The sequence below is a fragment of the Nocardioides sp. P86 genome (assembly GCF_023712465.1).
In the GTDB taxonomy this organism is placed as follows: domain Bacteria; phylum Actinomycetota; class Actinomycetes; order Propionibacteriales; family Nocardioidaceae; genus Nocardioides; species Nocardioides kribbensis.
Map to the genome: position 1 here is coordinate 765,476 of NZ_JAMAYE010000002.1, position 16,476 is coordinate 781,951.

Genomic DNA, 16,476 nt, shown 5'->3' on the forward strand with positions numbered 1-16,476 from the left:
GTTCCGCCAGGCGGACCGCGCAGTCAGGCCGTCGGGGTCCGCTCGTTGTAGGCCCCGGCCTCCTGCTGGCCCGACAGGGCGGCCACCGCCCTCATGACCTCGTCGGTGAGCTCGCGCCGGGCGCGCCCCGACGACATCCCCGCGAACCGGTCGCCGGCGACGATCGGCTCCCCGAAGCGCACCGTCACCCGGGCCAGGCGCGGCCAGGAGCTCCCCACCGGCTGCAGCCGGTCGGTGCCGACGAGGCCGACCGGCACCACGGGCGCCCCGGCGGTCAGCGCGAGGTGGGCCACCCCCGTGCGCCCGCGGTAGAGCCGGCCGTCGCGAGAGCGGGTGCCCTCGGGGTAGAGCCCGAAGGCCTCGCCCCGACCGAGCACCTCGAGCGCGACGTCGAGGCTGGCCAGGGCCGCCCGCGGGTCGTCGCGGTCCACGGGCAGCATGCCCAGACCCTCGAACCACGCCCGCTGCGCGCTCCCCCGCAGCCCCGTGCCGGTGAAGTAGTCCGACTTGGCCAGGAAGACCACCTTGCGCGGCGCGGTCACCGGGATGACGACGGAGTCGATGAAGCTGAGGTGGTTGCTGGCCAGGATCACGGGGCCCGAGCGCGGCACGTGGTGGATCCCCTCGATCCTCGGCCGCCACACGGCGCGGGCCAGCGGGGGGACGACGGAGTGGAGCACGCGGTAGAGCACCTCGCCAGTCTTGCGGTTACCGGCCGGTCAGCCGATCCGGTGTCCACCGGAGCAGTCCGGCGGCCTCCAGTACGCCGAGGCCAGCTCGACGCGCAGCGCGCCGGCCCCCGTGCTGCGGGTCGGGGTGCCCTCCTCGCGGTAGCGCGCCACGGCCTCCCCCTGGTGGCTCGGCGGCAGCGTGCCGTCGGCGCGCACGACGCGCCACCACGGCACCGGACCGCCGTGCTCGGCCATCACGTTGCCCACCCGCCGCGGGCCGAAGCGCCCCACCGCCTCGGCGATCGAGCCGTAGGTCGTCACCCGCCCGGGCGGCACCTGCTCGACGCAGGCCAGCACGGCCTCGACGTAGTCCTCGGGGTGGCGCACCCCGCCATTGTGGCGCGCCGGGGGTCCGAGCCGTGCCCGGGCCGGGATCAGAGCGGCGGGCGGAAGGGCTCGGTGCCGGGGGCCAGCCGCAGGCCCTCGATGCCCGACGTGCGCCGGGCGAAGGCCAGCTCGCGGGCCAGGTCGCCCAGGCCGTTGGTGCCGGCCAGCGGCGCGAGCGCGATCGTCGACAGCGTGCCGAAGGCCCGGCCCTCGGCGTCGAGGAAGCCGCTGCCCGAGTCGCCCGGCACACCGGGCGTCAGCGTCAGCACGTCGGAGCTCCACGGGCTGGTCGCGCCCAGCGACGTGCCCACCTTGGGCGAGAGCAGCGTGGTCGGGCGCAGGCTCGACTGGCCGTAGCTGCGCACCACCTCGCCGGCCGCCGGCGAGGAGTCGGCCAGGCCCACGGGGCCCCCGGAGAACGGCACCGACGGGTTGACCTCACGCACGTCGGCGGCGTCGACCTTCACCAGCGCGAAGTCGTTGAAGGCGCAGGCGTCGGCGTTGCTCGTGCCCGCGGCGCGCATCGCCCGCCAGGAGGAGTAGGCCAGGCGGCCGCGCCCCAGCGTGGTGCCGCCCCCGGCGAGCGTGGCGCCGGTCGCGAAGCGCACCCGCGTGCCGAGCGGCACCGAGGCGGTGCTGCAGCCGTCGGTGTCGGTGGCCTCGCCGAGGCCGGCGCAGTGGGCGGCGTAGCCGACGTAGACCCCGCCACGTGCGTCGGTGAAGACGAAGTTGCCGGTGCACTGCGCACCGGAGGTGAACATCTGCACGCCGGGGTGGATGGTCGCGGTCTCCGCCGGCGCCCAGGAGGTGACCCGCGCGCGCCGGTCGGCGGCCTCGGCGCCCGGGGTGGCCACCAGGCCGGCGACCAGGGCCAACAGCGCCAGCAGAGCCAGCAGGGCCAGCAGGGGGCCCGTCGCGAGCGCCGGGGCGAGGGCGGGGCGGGAGGGACGCAGGCTCGCTCGGGAGAGGGACATGCCCCCCCCAACGAGCGACGACCCCGTCCGGCTACGCGGACGGGGTCGTCGGATCGGCGGCGGCTGGCCGCCTCGGGGCACCGGCCTCAGAGCACCGGCTCGAAGGGCTCGGTGCCGAGCACGAGGTCGAGGCCGTCGATGCCGGAGTGCTGCTGGGCGAAGGCCAGCTCCTTGGCCAGGTCGCCGATGTTGTTCGAGGCCGGGAGCGGCGCCAGGCCGAGGGTCGAGAGCGTGCCCACCGCGGTGCCGTCGGCGCTGAGGAAGCCCGACCCCGAGTCGCCGGGCACGCCCGGGGTGACGGTGTAGAGCGGGTGGGTCCAGCCGTCGGTGGCCGGGTCGTCGCCCAGGCTCGCCCCGGTCTTGGGCGAGAGCAGCTCGAGGCCACCGCGCAGGCTCGAGTTGCCGTAGGAGTGGACCCGGTCGCCGGCGGCGGTGCCGTCGGTGTCGATGCCGGTCGGGCCCCCGAAGAACGGCACCGAGGGGTTGACCTTGCCGACGTCGGCGGCGTCGACCCGCACGAGGGCGAAGTCGTTGTAGGCGCAGGTGTTGGCGTCGCTGGTGCCGATGCGGTCCATGGTGTCCCACGAGGAGTAGGCGAGGGTGCCGGCGCCGAGCCGGGTGCCCTCCCCGAGCAGGCTGCCGCCCTCGTTGAAGGTGACGCGGGTGCCCAGCGGCAGCGAGTCGGCGAGGCAGCCGTCGGTGTCGGTGGCCGCGCCGGTGCCGGCGCAGTGGGCGGCGTAGCCGACGTAGAGGTTGCCGGCGGCGTCGTCGAAGACGAAGTTGGAGGTGCACTGGGCGCCCTCGGTGTACATCTGGGTGCCCGGCGTGATGGTGGCCTCGGCGGCGGGCGCGAAGGCGCCGGGGTCGGTCTGCGCCGACGCGGTCGTCGAGGTGGCCAGGGCGGTGCCGAGCGCGGCGCTGCCGAGCAGGGCCACGGCGGCGGCCCGGCGCGAGCCGGGGCGGGTGGTGCGGGGGGTCGGGGTCCTCATCGGGCTGGGTGCCTCCTGTGGTGGGTCGCGGCCACGCGGAGGTGACCCACGACACGGTTGGGTACTCCTCCAACGACCATGGCCCGTCCGGGTCACGCGCCTGGCCCGGACGGGCCAGGCGGCGCTGGGGTCCGCACGCGCAGCGGCGCCCGCCCCCGGGCCGGGGACGGGCGCCGCTGAAGGCTCACCCGGCGGGTGCGCCGGAGGTCAGTACGACGGCTGGCTCGGGTCGATCTGGTTGACCCAGGCCACGACTCCGCCGCCCACGTGCACGGCGTCGGAGTAGCCCGCACCCTTGACGATGGCCAGCGTCTCGGCCGAGCGCACGCCGGACTTGCAGTGCATGACGACCTGCTTGTCCGACGGCAGCTGCTCGAGGGCCGAGCCGTTGAGGAAGTCGCCCTTGGGGATCAGCACCGAGCCGGGGATCCTGTTGATCTCGTACTCGTTGGGCTCGCGCACGTCGACCAGGACGAAGTCGCGGCTGCCCTCCTCGCGCTCCTTGAGCATGTGCTCGAGCTGGGTCACCGAGATGGTCGACCCGGCGGCGGCGTCGGCGGCCTCCTCCGAGATGGCGCCGCAGAAGGCGTCGTAGTCGATGAGGCCGGTGACGGTGGGGTTCTCCCCGCACAGCGCGCAGTTCGGGTCCTTGCGCACCTTCAGCTTGCGCCACTCCAGCTCGAGGGCGTCGTAGATGACCAGCTTGCCGACGGCGGGGTCGCCGATGCCGGTGAGCACCTTGATGGCCTCGTTGACCTGGATCGAGCCGATCGCGGCGCAGAGCACGCCCAGGACGCCGCCCTCGGCGCAGCTGGGCACCATGCCCGGCGGCGGGGGCTCGGGGTAGAGGCAGCGGTAGCAGGGCGCCTCGGCGCTGGTGCCGTCCTCGAGCTCGGCCTGGGGCCAGAAGACCGACGCCTGGCCGTCGAAGCGGTAGATGGAGCCCCACACGTAGGGGATCCCCAGGAAGTACGCCGCGTCGTTGACCATGTAGCGGGTGGCGAAGTTGTCGGTGCCGTCGACGATGAGGTCGTAGCCCTCGAAGACCTGCATGACGTTGTCGTTGTCGAGGCGCTCCTCGTGCAGGACGACCTCGACGTAGGGGTTGGCCTCGGCGATCGACTCCTTGGCGGAGACCGCCTTGGACTTCCCGATGTCGGACTGGGTGTGGATGATCTGGCGCTGCAGGTTCGACTCGTCGACCTCGTCGAACTCCGCGATCCCGAGGGTGCCGACGCCGGCAGCGGCGAGGTAGAGCAGGGCCGGGCTGCCGAGGCCGCCGGCGCCGATCACGAGCACCTTGGCGTTCTTGAGGCGCTTCTGCCCCGTCATCCCCACGTCGGGGATGATCAGGTGGCGGCTGTAGCGGCGGACCTCGTCGATGGTCAGCTCGGGGGCCGGCTCCACGAGAGCTGGGAAGGACACAGGGGCTCCTCGGACGGTCGGTGGTGGACGAGGGTCAGAACGCTCCGACGCCCACGCGTGTTCCCGGCCATGCTCCCGGCCCGGTGGGCGGCTGCCGCGCCGCGTCCCGTCATCCGGACCGAGGTGACCTGCGGGTAGCATCGCGCCCTGCACGAGTGCGGCGCCGGGCGCCGCGGGACCTCAGCGAGCAGGAGCACCGCGTGACCACAGGCCAGCACCCCTCCGACACGGCGCGCGCCGACGTCGACCAGGCCCGTCCCCGCGGGGGCCGGATGCCGCGTCGCGAGCGTCGCACCCAGCTGCTGGGGTCGGCCCTCGAGGTCTTCGTGGCGCAGGGCTACCACGCCGCCGCCATGGACGACATCGCGGAGCGCGCCGGGGTCTCCAAGCCGGTGCTCTACCAGCACTTCCCCGGCAAGCTCGACCTCTACCTCGCGCTCCTGGACTCCTCCTGCGACGCCATCATCGACAACTGCCGCCAGGCGCTGCTGTCCACACAGGACAACAAGCAGCGCGTGGCCGCCGCGATCGACGTGTTCTTCGAGTACGTCGCCGCCGAGTCGGGCGCCTTCCGGCTCGTCTTCGAGTCCGACCTCACCAACGAGCCCGCCGTGCGCGAGCACGTCGACCGCGTGACCACCGAGTGCGCCACCCTCATCGCCGAGGTGATCCGCGACGACACGGCGCTGCCCGACCCCGCCTCGCGCTTGCTGGCCGTGTCGCTGGTGGGAATGGCGCAGGTCAGCGCGCGGTTCTGGCTCACCGAGGCCGGCGGCATCGACCGACCCGACGCCGCGGCGCTCGTGGCGGGCCTGGCCTGGCGCGGGATCCGGGGCTACCCCAAGGCCGACGAGGCCTGATCCCCACCCGGGTGGGAGCATCGAGCCTGCACGTCCCCGCACACCCCACCGCACCACCCAGACGACTCACAGGAGGACCCGTGGAGGTCAAGATCGGCATCCAGCAGGCAGCACGCGAGCTGGTCGTGGAGACCGACGAGAGCGCCGAGGCCATCGGACAGCTCGTCGCCACCGCCGTCGACGCCGGTGGCGTCGTCACGCTCCGGGACAGCAAGGGCCGCACGGTCATCGTGCCCGCCGCCAAGCTGGCCTACGTCGAGATCGGCAACAGCGTCGCCGGACAGGTCGGCTTCCGCAGCTGATCGCGAGGAGGGGCCGGGTGCCCGTTGCCCCGGCCCCCCACGGAGGAGGACCATGAGCGTCGTGGACGTCGATGCGATCCTGTGGTCCCTCGTCGGTGGCACCGTCGTGGCGCTGCTGGCGCTCTGGGTCGCGCGGGGTGGCCGCGACGACTCCCCGCTGTGGCTGGTCGTGCTGGCCGGCATCGCCGCCGCGGCCCTGGGCACCCTGGCGCACGGCGCGGTCTACGACCGGGCCGTGACCGGCTTCGACTGGTGGCGCCACGCCTGGCAGCTCGCGGCCTCGGCGATCGGGGTGTCGCTCACCCTCGCCCTGCTGCGCGGTGAGCGCACGCGTCACCGCGCCGCTCGCTGAGCGCCCGGACCTCGCTCAGCTCTCGAGGCCGAGCTCGGCCATCCGCTCGGTGTGCCGCTCGGTCAGCCGGGTGAACATCCGCCCGATGGCGGCGAGGTCGAGCCCCGGCACGTCGGCGCCGCCGGCGAGCAGCGACGACAGGGCGTCGCGCTCGGCGGCCACGCGCTGGGCCTGGGTGAGGGCCTCCCCCATGAGCCGACGACCCCACAGCGCGAGCCGGCCGCCGAGGCGCGGGTCGGCGGCGATGGCCGCGCGCACCCGGTCGACGACGAAGGCGGCGTGACCGGTCTCCTCGACCGAGGCCAGCACGAGGTCGCGGGTGTCGGTGTCGAGGAAGGCGGCGATCTCGCGGTAGAAGTCGTCGGCCAGCCCGTCGCCGACGAAGGCCTTCACCAGACCCTCGTACCAGTCGGCCGGCGCGGTGTGCTCGTGGAAGAGCTCGATCGGCTCGCGGAAGGGGGCCATCGCGGCGAACGGGTCGGCGCCCAGCGCCGTGATCCGCTCGTGCAGCGGGGCGACGCGGGTGAACTCCGCCGCGGCCTTGCCGGCCACCGCCACCTTGTCCTCCAGCCGGGGGGCCAGCTTGGCGTCCTCGGCCAGCCGCTCGAAGGCGGAGATCTCGCCGTAGGCGATGGCCCCGAGCAGCTCGACGACGGCCTCGCGGTAGGCAGGGTCGTCGAGCGCGAGCGGGGTGTCCTCGCCGCCCGGGGCGCCGGCCGGGCCCGGCCGGTCTGTCGATGGGGGCATGGTCGCACCCTACCGATAGACTCGGGCGCAGGGCGCCGTGCCCGCCGGGCGCGAGCGGCCCACGTATGTGCGCGGCTGACGCTGTCGAGAGCTACCTGCACCGCTGACTGGGGCAGCCCGACGAGTCCGCCGCATCCGGACTCCCGGCCCCTCACCCGCGCCGGGCTCACGAAAGCGATGAGACCACTGACCACGTTCCGAGAGCTCGGGGTCCTCCCCGACATCTGCGACGCGCTCGAGCGCGCCGGCATCACCACCCCCTTCGCCATCCAGGAGATGACGCTGTCGGTCGCCCTCATGGGCACCGACCTGATCGGCCAGGCCCGCACGGGCACCGGCAAGACCCTCGCCTTCGGCATCCCGGTGCTGCAGCGCAGCGTCGCCCCCAAGGACCCCGACTACGCCGAGATCCCGCAGGGCAAGCCGCAGGCGCTCATCGTCGCGCCCACCCGCGAGCTGGCCCTCCAGGTCTCCAGCGACCTCGCCATCGCCAGCAAGGACCGCGGCCTGCGCGTCCTCACCGTCTACGGCGGTGTGGGCTACGACGGCCAGCTCGAGGCCCTCGAGGCCGGCGTCGACGTCGTCGTCGGCACCCCCGGGCGACTGATCGACCTGGCCAACCGCCGGGCCCTCGACCTCTCCCACGTGCACGCCCTCGTGCTCGACGAGGCCGACGAGATGCTCGACCTGGGCTTCCTGCCCGACGTCGAGCGCATCCTGCGGATGACCCCCGAGACCCGCCAGACCATGCTGTTCTCGGCCACCATGCCCTCCGCGATCGTCGCCCTGGCCCGCACCCACATGCGCCACCCGATGAACATCCGCGCCGAGTCCTCCTACGACACCACCCTCGTGCCGGCCACCGCGCAGTTCATCTACCAGGCCCACGACCTCGACAAGCCCGAGATCATCGGGCGCGTGCTCCAGGCCGAGGACGCCGAGAAGATCATCGTCTTCACCCGCACCAAGCGGCAGTCGCAGCGCATCGCCGACGACCTCGCCGAGCGCGGCTTCAGCGCCAGCCCGCTGCACGGCGACATGGCCCAGGTCGCCCGCGAGAAGGCCCTCGCCAAGTTCCGCGAGGACAAGATCCGCGTGCTCGTCGCCACCGACGTCGCGGCCCGCGGCATCGACGTGCGCGGCGTCTCCCACGTCATCAACTACACCTGCCCCGAGGACGACAAGACCTACGTCCACCGCATCGGCCGCACCGGCCGGGCGGGTGCGACCGGCACGGCGATCACCTTCGTCGACTGGGCCGACGTGCAGCGCTGGAAGCTGATCAACAAGACCCTCGACCTGCCCTTCGACGAGCCGGCCGAGACCTACTCCACCTCTCCGCACCTCTACACCGACCTCGGCATCCCGGCCGGCACGAAGGGCCGCGTCGTCGACCCCGCCCCGGTCGAGCGCAAGCCCCGCGAGGAGCGGGGCGGCGACCGCGGTGGACGTGGCGGCGAGCGCAGCGACCGTGGGGGCGACCGCGGAGACCGCCCCGCGCGCAACCGCAGCCGCACCCGCTCGCGCGGTGGCGACTCCGGTGGCTCCGCTGCGGGCGCCGCGCCGACGACGGGCCCCGCCACCGACGCGCCCGAGGGCTCCGCCGAGGGCGGTGCTCCCCGCACCCGTCGCCGCCGCCGCAGCCGCGGCGGCTCCGGCCAGGGCGGCCAGGGCGAGGGCTCGGCCCAGGCCGCGGCCGAGACCGCCTGAGCCAGCAGCACCACGCACGGCCCGCCGGTCCGCCGGCGGGCCGTGCGGCGTTCCGGGTGCAGGCCGGTCAGGCCGTGACGACGACCTCGGTGCCCAGCGGCGCGAAGGCCCACATCAGCCGCGCGTCGGAGCGCTGCTGCCGGATGCACCCGTGCGACTGGGGGGTGCCGAGGTCGAGGCGGCTCTGCACGCGCTCGCCGTCGTCGACCGGGATGTCGTGGAAGCCGATCGCGGCACCGCTCGGGCCACGGGTGAAGCGCACGAAGTAGCGCATCGTGCCGGAGTCGTCGATGCCGATCGCGTCGAGCGAGCGCGACCACACCTCGTAGGTGCCGGGGTCGAGGTTGTCGGTGAGGCTCCCCGAGACCAGGTACGTCGACGCCACCGCGCCGGAGCCCTCGACCAGCCAGACGCGCTGGCGCGACTCGCTGAAGACCACGCGCCGCCCGCTGCCCGAGCGCGCGGGCAGGGTGTCCATCGCCCGCCGCAGCGCGGCGGCGCCCTCACCCCACGCGGCCGCGGGCGCGCCGGCCACCGCCGGGTCCTCGGCCTCCGGCTCCGGCTCGGCCCCCGCCCGCGGTGGAGCGCTCTCGAGGGCGACGACCGGCGCCTCCTCCTCGGCCGACGAGGGCAGCACGCCCGTGCCGCCGAGGACGGCCACGGCCGTGACGAGGAGCGAGGAGCCGAGGGCGGCGAGGCGCCCGTAGCGAGGGCCGCCCCGGCCGCTCCCGGTCCGCCGGCCGGTCATCTCAGGCCGTCGCCCTCGGGCGCTGCGAGCGGGTCACCAGGTTGGCGGCGACGGCGCGGTAGGCCTGGGCGCCCTTGCTCGTGCGGCTCGTGGCCAGGATGGAGCGGCCGGCGGCGGGCGCCTCGGCGAACTTGATCGTCTTGGGGATGGGGGGCTCGACCACCTCGAGGTCGTAGGTCTGCGAGATGGTCTCGAGCACGGTGCGGGCGTGGTTGGTGCGCCCGTCGTAGAGGGTGGGGAGGACGCCCCAGACCTCGAGGTCGCGGTTGGTGAAGCGGCGCACGTCGTGCACGGTGTCGAGCAGCTGGCCCACGCCGCGGTGCGACAGGGTCTCGCACTGCAGCGGCACCAGCACCCCGTCGGCGGCGGTGAGGGCGGCGACGGTGAGCACCCCCAGCGAGGGCGGGCAGTCCAGCAGCACCCAGTCGTAGCCGGCGTCGGCCTCCTCGAGGGCCTCGACCACCCCGCGCAGCACGTGCTCGCGCCCGGTGCGGGTCAACAGGTCGGCCTCGGCCCGCGCCAGCTCGATGGTGGCCGGCAGCAGGTCGACGCCGTCGTCGGTCTCGATGACGACCTCGAGCGGGTCGACGCCCTGGGTGAGCACGTGGTGCACCGACAGCTCCAGCACCTCGGGGTCGATGCCCAGGGAGAAGGTCAGGCAGGCCTGGGGGTCGAGGTCGACCAGCAGCACCGCGTGGCCCAGCTCGGCGAGCGCCGCACCGATGGAGGCGACCGAGGTGGTCTTGGCGACGCCGCCCTTCTGGTTGGCGATCGCGAGTGTCGTGGTCATCACCGACCATCATGCCGGACGCGGGCCCGCCCGTGTCGGACGCTCGCCTGCCGTCACCGGCCTGCTGTCACCGGCCTGCTGTCACCCGCCTGCTGTCACCGGCCTGCTGTCGTCGGCCTGCTGCCCCGCACCTGCTTCACTGGTCGCCATGTCCTCCCCGCAGCCCGACCGCCCCGCGGGCACCGCCCTCGTCACCGGACCCACCGCCGGCATCGGCCGCGCCTTCGCCGAGCAGCTCGCCGCCCGCGGTCACGACCTCGTGCTCGTCGCCCGCGACACCGCCCGCCTCGAGGGGGTCGCCACCGAGCTGCGCGCCGCCCACGGGGTGGCGGTCGAGGTGCTCACCGCCGACCTCGCCGACCGCGGGCAGCTGCTCCGCGTCGAGGAGCGGCTGGCCGACCCCGCACGCCCCGTGGAGCTGCTGGTCAACAACGCCGGCTTCGGCCTCAAGCACCGCTTCCTCGACAACTCCGCCGACGCCGAGACCGCGATGCTCGACGTGCTCGTCACCGCGGTGCTGCGGCTCAGCCACGCCGCCCTGGGGCCGATGGCCGAGCGTGGCCACGGCGGGATCGTCAACGTCTCCAGCGTCGCGGCCTTCCTGCCGCGCGGCACCTACTCGGCCGCCAAGGCCTGGGTCAACCAGTTCGGGGCCTGGGCCTCCCACGAGTACGCCCCGCGCGGCGTGCGGGTCATGACGCTGTGCCCGGGCTTCGTCAGGACCGAGTTCCACGCGCGCATGGACGTCTCGCGCGGCTCCGCGCCCGACCTGCTGTGGCTCGAGGCCGACCGGCTCGTGCGCGACGCGCTCGCCGACTACGACCGCGGCCGCAGCCTCTCGGTGCCCAGCGCGCAGTACAAGGCGATCACCGCGCTGGCCCGGGTCGTGCCCGGCGGCGTGCTGCAGCGCTTCCAGGGCCTGGGCCGGCGCTGACCGGCCCGGTCAGGGCAGGAGGAGCGGCTGCGGGGTCGCGCGGCCCGAGCGGGCCGCGGCCGCGGCCGCGAGCTCGAGCAGGCGGTGCAGCTGCTCGGGGGGCGTGGTGTGGCAGCCCAGGTCGTGGTCGACCTTGCCCGTGCCGTGGTGGTCGCTGGACCCGGTGGCGACCAGGCCGAGGTCGGTCGCGATCGCGCGCAGCCGCTCCCGGGCCGCTGGCGCGTGGTCCTGGTGGTCGACCTCGATGCCGGCCAGGCCGCGCTCGGCCAGCGCCGCCAGGGTGGCCGCGTCGGGGCGCTCGTCGCTGCGCCGGCCCCACGGGTGGGCGATCACGCTGACCCCGCCCGCGCCGGCCACCGCGTCGATCATGTCGGTCAGCGGCGCGGCGTAGCGGTCGACGTAGGCGGGACGGCCGGGGTTGAGGAAGCGGGTGAAGGCCTCGGTGCGGTCGCCGACGACGCCGCGCTGCACGAGGGCGTCGGCCACGTGGGGCCGGCCGCTGGCGGCGCTGTCGCCGGAGACGGCGGCAACGTCGGCCTCGGTGATCTCGATGCCGAGGGCGTTGAGGCGGGCCACGACGTCGGGCACGCGCGACACCCGCCCCTCGAGGATGCGGGTGAGCCCCTCGGCCAGCGGCGGGTACGTCGGGTCCGGCAGGTAGGCCAGCAGGTGCACCGACTGGCCCTCGTGGCGGGTGCTGATCTCCATGCCGCGCACCAGCCCGATGCCGACGTCGGCGGCGGCGCGCTCGGCCTCGGCCCAGCCCTCGGCGGTGTCGTGGTCGGTGAGCGCCACCACGTCGAGGCCGGCGGCCGCCGCCGCCCGCACCAGCTCGTCGGGCGACTGGGTGCCGTCACTGGCCCGCGAGTGGGTGTGGAGGTCGATGCGCACGCCCCCACCCTAGGACCACCCCACCGACAGGGCCGTCGCGTCCGGGCATGATGACGCCCATGGGGAGTCACCGAGCCGACCGCACGCCGCCCCGCTCCCCCGCCGCCACCGCCGCGGCCGTGGAGTCGGGCCACGGTCACTCCCACGGCGGACCTCCCCCGGCGCTCGACGTGGGCCTGCGGGCGCGGGCGGTGCTGCTGGGCCTGCTCGCCGTGGGCGCCGTGGTCACCCTCGTCGGCCTGGTCGTGCTGTGGCCCGCGGCCTCCGACGCGCCCGAGGAGGTCGACTTCCTGCGCAGCGGCACCACCACCCTCACCGCCCCCGTCGTCGACGTCGGTCCCTCCTGCCCGGTGCTGGTTGACGGCGAGCAGGGCTCGCGCGAGCCGCCGCCGGAGGACTGCGACACCCTCACCGCCGACGTCGGGGGCGAGGACGTCACCCTCGGCGTCCCGCCCTACGTCGGCCGCTCGGGCCTCGTGCCCGGCGACACGGTCCGTCTCATCCGGCTGCCGGCCTCCAGCACGCCCGACGGCCAGGTGGGCTACGGCTTCGCCGGGGTCGAGCGCACCCTGCCGCTGGGGCTGCTCGCGGGCGCCTTCGTGGTGCTGGTCGGCCTCGTGGCCCGGCTGCGCGGACTCCTCGCGCTGGTCGGCCTGGGCCTGGCCGCGCTGGTCATCGCCCGCTTCCTGCTGCCGGCGCTGCTCGCGGGCGGGTCGGGCTGGGCCGTGGCCGCCGTCGGCTCCGCCGCGATCATGTACGTCGTCCTCTACCTCGCCCACGGCCCCTCGCTGCGCACCAGCGCGGCCCTGCTCGGCACCCTGGCCGGCATCGGGGCCACCGCCCTCCTCGGCGTCTGGGCGGTCGGCGCGGCACGGCTCTCGGGCATCAGCGACGAGACCGGGGAGGTGCTCGCGACCTACGCCCCCGCCCTCGACAGCCAGGGCGTGCTGGCCTGCGCGGTGATCATCGCCGGGCTCGGGGTGCTCAACGACGTCACGATCACCCAGTCCTCGGCGGTGTGGGAGCTGCGCGCCGCGGCGCCGGAGCTCTCGCGGCGCCAGCTCTTCGGCAGCGCCATGCGCATCGGGCGCGACCACATCGCCTCGACGATCTACACGATCGTCTTCGCCTACGCCGGCACCGGCCTGGCCGTGCTCATGCTGCTCAGCCTCTACGACCGGCCCTTCCTGGAGCTGCTGGCCGACGAGTCCATCGGGGTGGAGATCGTGCGCACCCTGGCCTCCGCGGTCGGGCTGGTGCTGGCCGTGCCCCTCACCACGGCCGTCGCGGCGCTGACGGTCGGCGGGGCCGTGGTGCCCGAGGACGCCTGACCCGCCCCCTGCTGCCCCCGCTACGGCTCACCAGGCGGGGGCCGGCCCCCCGAAGGGCAGCTCGACCAGGCCGGGGCCGAGCGCGGAGACGTCGCGCAGGTGCCACTCGCCGTGCAGGAGGAGCACCGCCGGCGCGGGCCGCACGACCACCCACAGCCACCTCCCGTGGGCCTCCCCCGCGAGCACCGAGCGGTCCCACTCGCCGTCGGCCGCGCTGGTCGAGACCGCCCACAGCGGCACCTGCTGGCCCTCGACGCGCAGCCGCACCACCGGCGCGGCTCCCCCGATCTCGTAGCCCGGGTCGGTGTGGGGTGCGCCCGCCACGCGCGCCCCGAGGCCGGTGCCGGCCTCCTCGGTGACGACCACGACGTCGACCGGGCCGTCGGCCTCCGTGGTGCCGGTGCAGGCGGTGAGCACCGCCCGCGCGGCCCCGGGTCGGGCCGCGACCACCCCGAAGCCGGTCACCGACCAGTCGGGACCCAGCGGCCAGGGCAGGAGGCTGGGCAGGTCGCCGGCCATCTCGAGGTGGTCGGTGAAGTCGGCGTAGCCGACCTCCGAGGGGCGCCACAGCGGTGCGGCGGCGCCGTGCTCGGGGCAGGACCAGAGCCCTGGGCCCTGCTCCGCGGGCAGCGGGGCGACGGGGGCCGGGCAGCGGGGGCAGGCTGCGGAGAGCGGCACGCAGCCACGGTGACCGCCTCGGGCCCCGCCGTCAAGGCCTGTCAAGGGCCGTCAAGAGCCGTCAAGCGCCGCTCAGGCGTTCCACCGCAGGACGACGGGGGTCTCCCGCTCGTGGCCGAGCACCGAGACCGTGGCGGTGTCGAGGCGCAGCAGCCGGCCGTCGGCCACCGGGAGGTCGAGCCACCGCGCCGCCAGGGCGCGCAGGGAGTGGCCGTGGGCGAAGAGCAGCACGTCGCCGTCGACGCCCCGCGCCCGCGCCACGACCCGGTCGAGGCGCCGCGACACGTCCGAGGCGTCCTCGCCGCCGGGGCAGCCGTGGGTCCACACCGTCCAGCCCGGCACGTCCTCGCGGATCGCGGGGGTGGTCACGCCCTCGTAGTCGCCGTACTCCCACTCGCGCAGGTCGTCGTCGACCTCGGCCGAGGCCCAGCCGGCCAGCTCCGCCGTGCGCCGCGCGCGCAGCCGCGGACTGCTCAGCACCAGGGCGAAGTCGCGCCGCAGCCGCCCGGCGAGGCCGGCCGCGACCTCCTCGCCCTCGGGCAGCAGCGGCAGGTCGGTGGTCGAGGTGTGCCGACCCTCCCGGCTCCACTCGGTCTCCCCGTGCCGCACCAGCCAGACGTCGCCCATGGCGTCATCCTGTCAGCCGGCCCCGAGGCGGCCCCGACGCGGCCCCGGAGCGGCCCCGGAGCGGTCACGGGCGGTCACGACTCGGCCAGCACCACCACGCGGTCGCCGGGGAGCACCGTGAGCAGGTCGGACTTGGCCGGGTTGAGCCGGACCCCGAAGTCCTCGCCCCGCACGGCCAGCGCCGTCGACGTCCAGCCCAGGGCGGTCTCGCCGCGGCGCGACGCACCGGCCACCACGCTCGCCCACGCGACCGGCGCGCCGGGTGCGACGTACCAGTGGGCTGGGCGCAGGTAGACCTCGCTGCCCTCGGAGCCGAGCAGCTCGGCGAAGACGTCCTCGAGCCGACCGTCCTCGGAGAGCTGGGTGACGATGAGGCTCACGATCTCGCCGCTCACCACGACGTCGTCGATGTCGGCGACCTGGGCGAGCAGGCGGTTGCGGTCGTCCATCATCTCGCTGACCACCGCGGTCTGGTGCTCCCGGCGCGAGAGGATGTCGCGCACGTGCAGCAGCGTGACCAGCGTGCGGGCGTCGGCGGCCTGCGCGTCCAGGTGGTCGGAGTAGCACAGCACCAGCACCTGGTCGAGGCCCTCCACGACGTGCTGCTCCAGCACGGCGCGGTCGGTGGTGCCGGCGCGCACGACGCTCACCGCGAGGTGCTCGAGGTCGGCGGGCAGCACCGGCTCGCCGTGGGTGGTCACCACGGTCAGCGTCGAGCCCGGCTCGGCGTAGTGGTCGAGCTCGCGCAGCATGATCGGGGCGCGCTCGTTCCACCCCAGGAGCAGGGCCCGTGTGGGGTGGGCGTCGGTGCCGTCCTCGACGCCGAGCACCGCGGGGTCGGGACGGGTCCGGGCGACCTCGGCGCCGGCGAGCACGCCGTCGTCCTCGGCCACCACGATGAGCGTCGCCGTGCCGACCAGGGCCGAGGGCGGCGGGTTGAGGCGCGTGACACCGCCGTCCAGCAGGCCGATCACGGTGGCCCGCTCGTAGAACAGCTGCGCCTCCTCGTACGTCGCGCCCGCCAGCCCGTGGTCGGCGAGGAAGTAGATCTCGTCGCCGTCGTAGTCGAAGAGCTCGGTGTAGACCGCGGCGGCGCCGGACTGGCGCGAGGTCTGCACGACCAGCTTGGCCACCGTCTCGCGGATGTCGAGCAGCGAGGTGCGCCGGGCGCCGACGAGCCGGGCGACCTCGAGGTTGGACGGGTCGCGGATCTCGGCCACGATCCGGGGCCCCTCGGAGCCCTCGTGGGTCAGCGCCAGGAGGGTCTTGACGACCTCGCTGTCGGGGTCGTCGGAGTCGGGCGCCAGCAGGATGACCGAGCGCGCCGTGGCGTGGCTGCTGACCGCGAGCTCGTCGACGTCCATCGGCGAGCCCGACCGGCACACCACCCGCGTGCCGCGCAGGTCGGGCACCTTGGCGCGGATCTCGTCCTCCATCTCGACCTTGTCGCGGTCGGCGAGCACGACCACCACCGGTCGTCGCCGGCTCTCGTTGGCCAGGGCCAGCTCGCGCAGGATCGTGAACACCGAGTCCGACCAGCCGAGCACCACGGTGTGGTCGCGCTCGAGCACGATGGAGCGCCCGCGGCGCAGGTCGGCCAGCCGCGCGTCGATCCCGGCGGCGATGACGCCGATGAGGGCCGAGACCACGAAGAGCCCGGCCAGGGTGAGCAGGAGCATGGCGGCCACCAGCCGCCACGGCGCCTGCTCCTCCCCCGCCACGGTGCCGGGGTCGAGGGCGTGCAGCAGGGCGGAGAAGACCTCGTCGGCGAAGCTGCGGTCGGCCACCGGGTCGTCGGCGCCGCGCAGGCCCAGGAGGCTGACGGCCGCGGCGAAGGCCACGACCAGCACGGCGGTGACCGCGGCCAGCCAGCCGACCAGCGCCGGCGTGCCGCGGGCCATCGAGTTGTCGAACCGGTAGCGCAGGCGCTCGCCCGGCCGGGGCGGACGGGTGCCCCGCCGGGTGGCCGGGGCGGTCCCGGCCACCCGGGCGGTGGGCGCGGCGGTGCGACGCCTCAGCTGTGGTGCGGAGCGGGCCATGGTGGGGATGGTGCCCCACCC

18 protein-coding genes are annotated in these 16,476 nt (G+C 75.1%); 6 read left to right on the plus strand and 12 right to left on the minus strand.

The window, feature by feature from the left end; genetic code table 11:
* Window positions 1-23: 23 nt before the first annotated feature.
* The 5 genes from M3673_RS11105 to moeZ form a co-directional block, all read right to left on the minus strand.
* Window positions 24-692 (minus strand): 1-acyl-sn-glycerol-3-phosphate acyltransferase, encoded by a 669-nt coding sequence (locus M3673_RS11105; RefSeq protein ID WP_193661191.1) that lies wholly within the window; start codon window positions 690-692, stop codon window positions 24-26.
* Window positions 693-719: 27 nt separating this feature from the next.
* Window positions 720-1,058 carry an MGMT family protein gene (locus M3673_RS11110; RefSeq protein WP_193661192.1) on the minus strand — a complete coding sequence of 113 codons (339 nt, stop codon included), beginning with the start codon at window positions 1,056-1,058 and terminating at the stop codon, window positions 720-722.
* A 47-nt stretch (window positions 1,059-1,105) separates the two neighbouring features.
* On the minus strand, window positions 1,106-2,032 hold the full coding sequence (locus M3673_RS11115; protein ID WP_251533703.1) for a hypothetical protein: 927 nt from the start codon (window positions 2,030-2,032) through the stop codon (window positions 1,106-1,108).
* An 86-nt stretch (window positions 2,033-2,118) separates the two neighbouring features.
* Complete coding sequence (locus M3673_RS11120; RefSeq protein ID WP_251533705.1) at window positions 2,119-3,021, minus strand: hypothetical protein; 903 nt, start codon at window positions 3,019-3,021, stop codon at window positions 2,119-2,121.
* A gap of 207 nt (window positions 3,022-3,228) precedes the next feature.
* Window positions 3,229-4,446: an adenylyltransferase/sulfurtransferase MoeZ gene (gene moeZ, locus M3673_RS11125; RefSeq protein WP_193661194.1), complete on the minus strand. Its 1,218-nt coding sequence runs from the start codon at window positions 4,444-4,446 to the stop codon at window positions 3,229-3,231.
* Between the two features lie 272 nt (window positions 4,447-4,718).
* Between moeZ and M3673_RS11130 the strand changes: the two genes are divergently transcribed.
* The 3 genes from M3673_RS11130 (at window position 4,719) to M3673_RS11140 (ending at window position 5,960) form a co-directional block, all read left to right on the plus strand.
* A complete protein-coding gene (locus M3673_RS11130) occupies window positions 4,719-5,306 on the plus strand; it encodes a TetR/AcrR family transcriptional regulator (RefSeq protein ID WP_056864596.1) in 588 nt (195 codons plus the stop codon).
* Window positions 5,307-5,386: 80 nt separating this feature from the next.
* Window positions 5,387-5,608, plus strand: a complete 222-nt coding sequence (locus M3673_RS11135; protein WP_056864000.1) for a DUF3107 domain-containing protein — start codon at window positions 5,387-5,389, stop codon at window positions 5,606-5,608.
* 52 nt (window positions 5,609-5,660) lie between these two features.
* Window positions 5,661-5,960, plus strand: a complete 300-nt coding sequence (locus M3673_RS11140; protein WP_193661195.1) for a hypothetical protein — start codon at window positions 5,661-5,663, stop codon at window positions 5,958-5,960.
* A 15-nt stretch (window positions 5,961-5,975) separates the two neighbouring features.
* Here the strand turns inward: M3673_RS11140 and M3673_RS11145 are convergent, their stop codons facing one another.
* Window positions 5,976-6,707: a ferritin-like fold-containing protein gene (locus M3673_RS11145; RefSeq protein WP_251533707.1), complete on the minus strand. Its 732-nt coding sequence runs from the start codon at window positions 6,705-6,707 to the stop codon at window positions 5,976-5,978.
* 177 nt (window positions 6,708-6,884) lie between these two features.
* Here M3673_RS11145 and M3673_RS11150 point away from each other — a divergent pair, with 177 nt between their 5' ends.
* Window positions 6,885-8,417 carry a DEAD/DEAH box helicase gene (locus M3673_RS11150; RefSeq protein ID WP_193661196.1) on the plus strand — a complete coding sequence of 511 codons (1,533 nt, stop codon included), beginning with the start codon at window positions 6,885-6,887 and terminating at the stop codon, window positions 8,415-8,417.
* Between the two features lie 67 nt (window positions 8,418-8,484).
* Here the strand turns inward: M3673_RS11150 and M3673_RS11155 are convergent, their stop codons facing one another.
* The gene (locus M3673_RS11155) at window positions 8,485-9,165 is read right to left on the minus strand and encodes a L,D-transpeptidase (protein ID WP_251533709.1); all 681 of its coding nucleotides are present in this window, start codon (window positions 9,163-9,165) and stop codon (window positions 8,485-8,487) included.
* A gap of 1 nt (window position 9,166) precedes the next feature.
* Entirely contained in the window at window positions 9,167-9,955 is a 789-nt protein-coding gene (locus tag M3673_RS11160) for a ParA family protein (protein WP_251533711.1), read from the minus strand.
* Window positions 9,956-10,103: 148 nt separating this feature from the next.
* Between M3673_RS11160 and M3673_RS11165 the strand changes: the two genes are divergently transcribed.
* A complete protein-coding gene (locus M3673_RS11165) occupies window positions 10,104-10,889 on the plus strand; it encodes an SDR family oxidoreductase (RefSeq protein WP_193661199.1) in 786 nt (261 codons plus the stop codon).
* A gap of 9 nt (window positions 10,890-10,898) precedes the next feature.
* Here M3673_RS11165 and M3673_RS11170 read toward each other — a convergent pair whose 3' ends face one another.
* The gene (locus tag M3673_RS11170; RefSeq protein ID WP_056863994.1) at window positions 10,899-11,780 is read right to left on the minus strand and encodes a PHP domain-containing protein; all 882 of its coding nucleotides are present in this window, start codon (window positions 11,778-11,780) and stop codon (window positions 10,899-10,901) included.
* A 59-nt stretch (window positions 11,781-11,839) separates the two neighbouring features.
* On the opposite strand from M3673_RS11170, the gene M3673_RS11175 reads away from it, so the two are divergent.
* Window positions 11,840-13,111 carry a YibE/F family protein gene (locus M3673_RS11175; protein ID WP_251533713.1) on the plus strand — a complete coding sequence of 424 codons (1,272 nt, stop codon included), beginning with the start codon at window positions 11,840-11,842 and terminating at the stop codon, window positions 13,109-13,111.
* Between the two features lie 27 nt (window positions 13,112-13,138).
* On the opposite strand, the gene M3673_RS11180 is transcribed toward M3673_RS11175, so the two are convergent.
* From M3673_RS11180 to M3673_RS11190, 3 genes are all read right to left on the minus strand, one after another.
* A complete protein-coding gene (locus tag M3673_RS11180) occupies window positions 13,139-13,789 on the minus strand; it encodes a DUF6758 family protein (RefSeq protein WP_056863993.1) in 651 nt (216 codons plus the stop codon).
* 72 nt (window positions 13,790-13,861) lie between these two features.
* Entirely contained in the window at window positions 13,862-14,416 is a 555-nt protein-coding gene (locus M3673_RS11185; RefSeq protein ID WP_228943028.1) for a histidine phosphatase family protein, read from the minus strand.
* A 74-nt stretch (window positions 14,417-14,490) separates the two neighbouring features.
* Window positions 14,491-16,455 (minus strand): NAD-binding protein, encoded by a 1,965-nt coding sequence (locus M3673_RS11190; RefSeq protein WP_251533720.1) that lies wholly within the window; start codon window positions 16,453-16,455, stop codon window positions 14,491-14,493.
* Window positions 16,456-16,476: the final 21 nt, after the last annotated feature.

Bases quoted from the DNA above. Each gene is read 5' to 3' on its own strand.
- M3673_RS11115 (WP_251533703.1), bottom strand. From the start codon at position 2,032: ATGTCCCTCTCCCGAGCGAGCCTGCGTCCCTCCCGCCCCGCCCTCGCC.
- M3673_RS11120 (WP_251533705.1), bottom strand. From the start codon at position 3,021: ATGAGGACCCCGACCCCCCGCACCACCCGCCCCGGCTCGCGCCGGGCC.
- M3673_RS11130 (WP_056864596.1), top strand. From the start codon at position 4,719: ATGCCGCGTCGCGAGCGTCGCACCCAGCTGCTGGGGTCGGCCCTCGAG.
- M3673_RS11140 (WP_193661195.1), top strand. From the start codon at position 5,661: ATGAGCGTCGTGGACGTCGATGCGATCCTGTGGTCCCTCGTCGGTGGC.
- M3673_RS11145 (WP_251533707.1), bottom strand. From the start codon at position 6,707: ATGCCCCCATCGACAGACCGGCCGGGCCCGGCCGGCGCCCCGGGCGGC.
- M3673_RS11150 (WP_193661196.1), top strand. From the start codon at position 6,885: ATGAGACCACTGACCACGTTCCGAGAGCTCGGGGTCCTCCCCGACATC.
- M3673_RS11155 (WP_251533709.1), bottom strand. From the start codon at position 9,165: ATGACCGGCCGGCGGACCGGGAGCGGCCGGGGCGGCCCTCGCTACGGG.
- M3673_RS11160 (WP_251533711.1), bottom strand. From the start codon at position 9,955: ATGACCACGACACTCGCGATCGCCAACCAGAAGGGCGGCGTCGCCAAG.
- M3673_RS11165 (WP_193661199.1), top strand. From the start codon at position 10,104: ATGTCCTCCCCGCAGCCCGACCGCCCCGCGGGCACCGCCCTCGTCACC.
- M3673_RS11175 (WP_251533713.1), top strand. From the start codon at position 11,840: ATGGGGAGTCACCGAGCCGACCGCACGCCGCCCCGCTCCCCCGCCGCC.
- M3673_RS11185 (WP_228943028.1), bottom strand. From the start codon at position 14,416: ATGGGCGACGTCTGGCTGGTGCGGCACGGGGAGACCGAGTGGAGCCGG.
- M3673_RS11190 (WP_251533720.1), bottom strand. From the start codon at position 16,455: ATGGCCCGCTCCGCACCACAGCTGAGGCGTCGCACCGCCGCGCCCACC.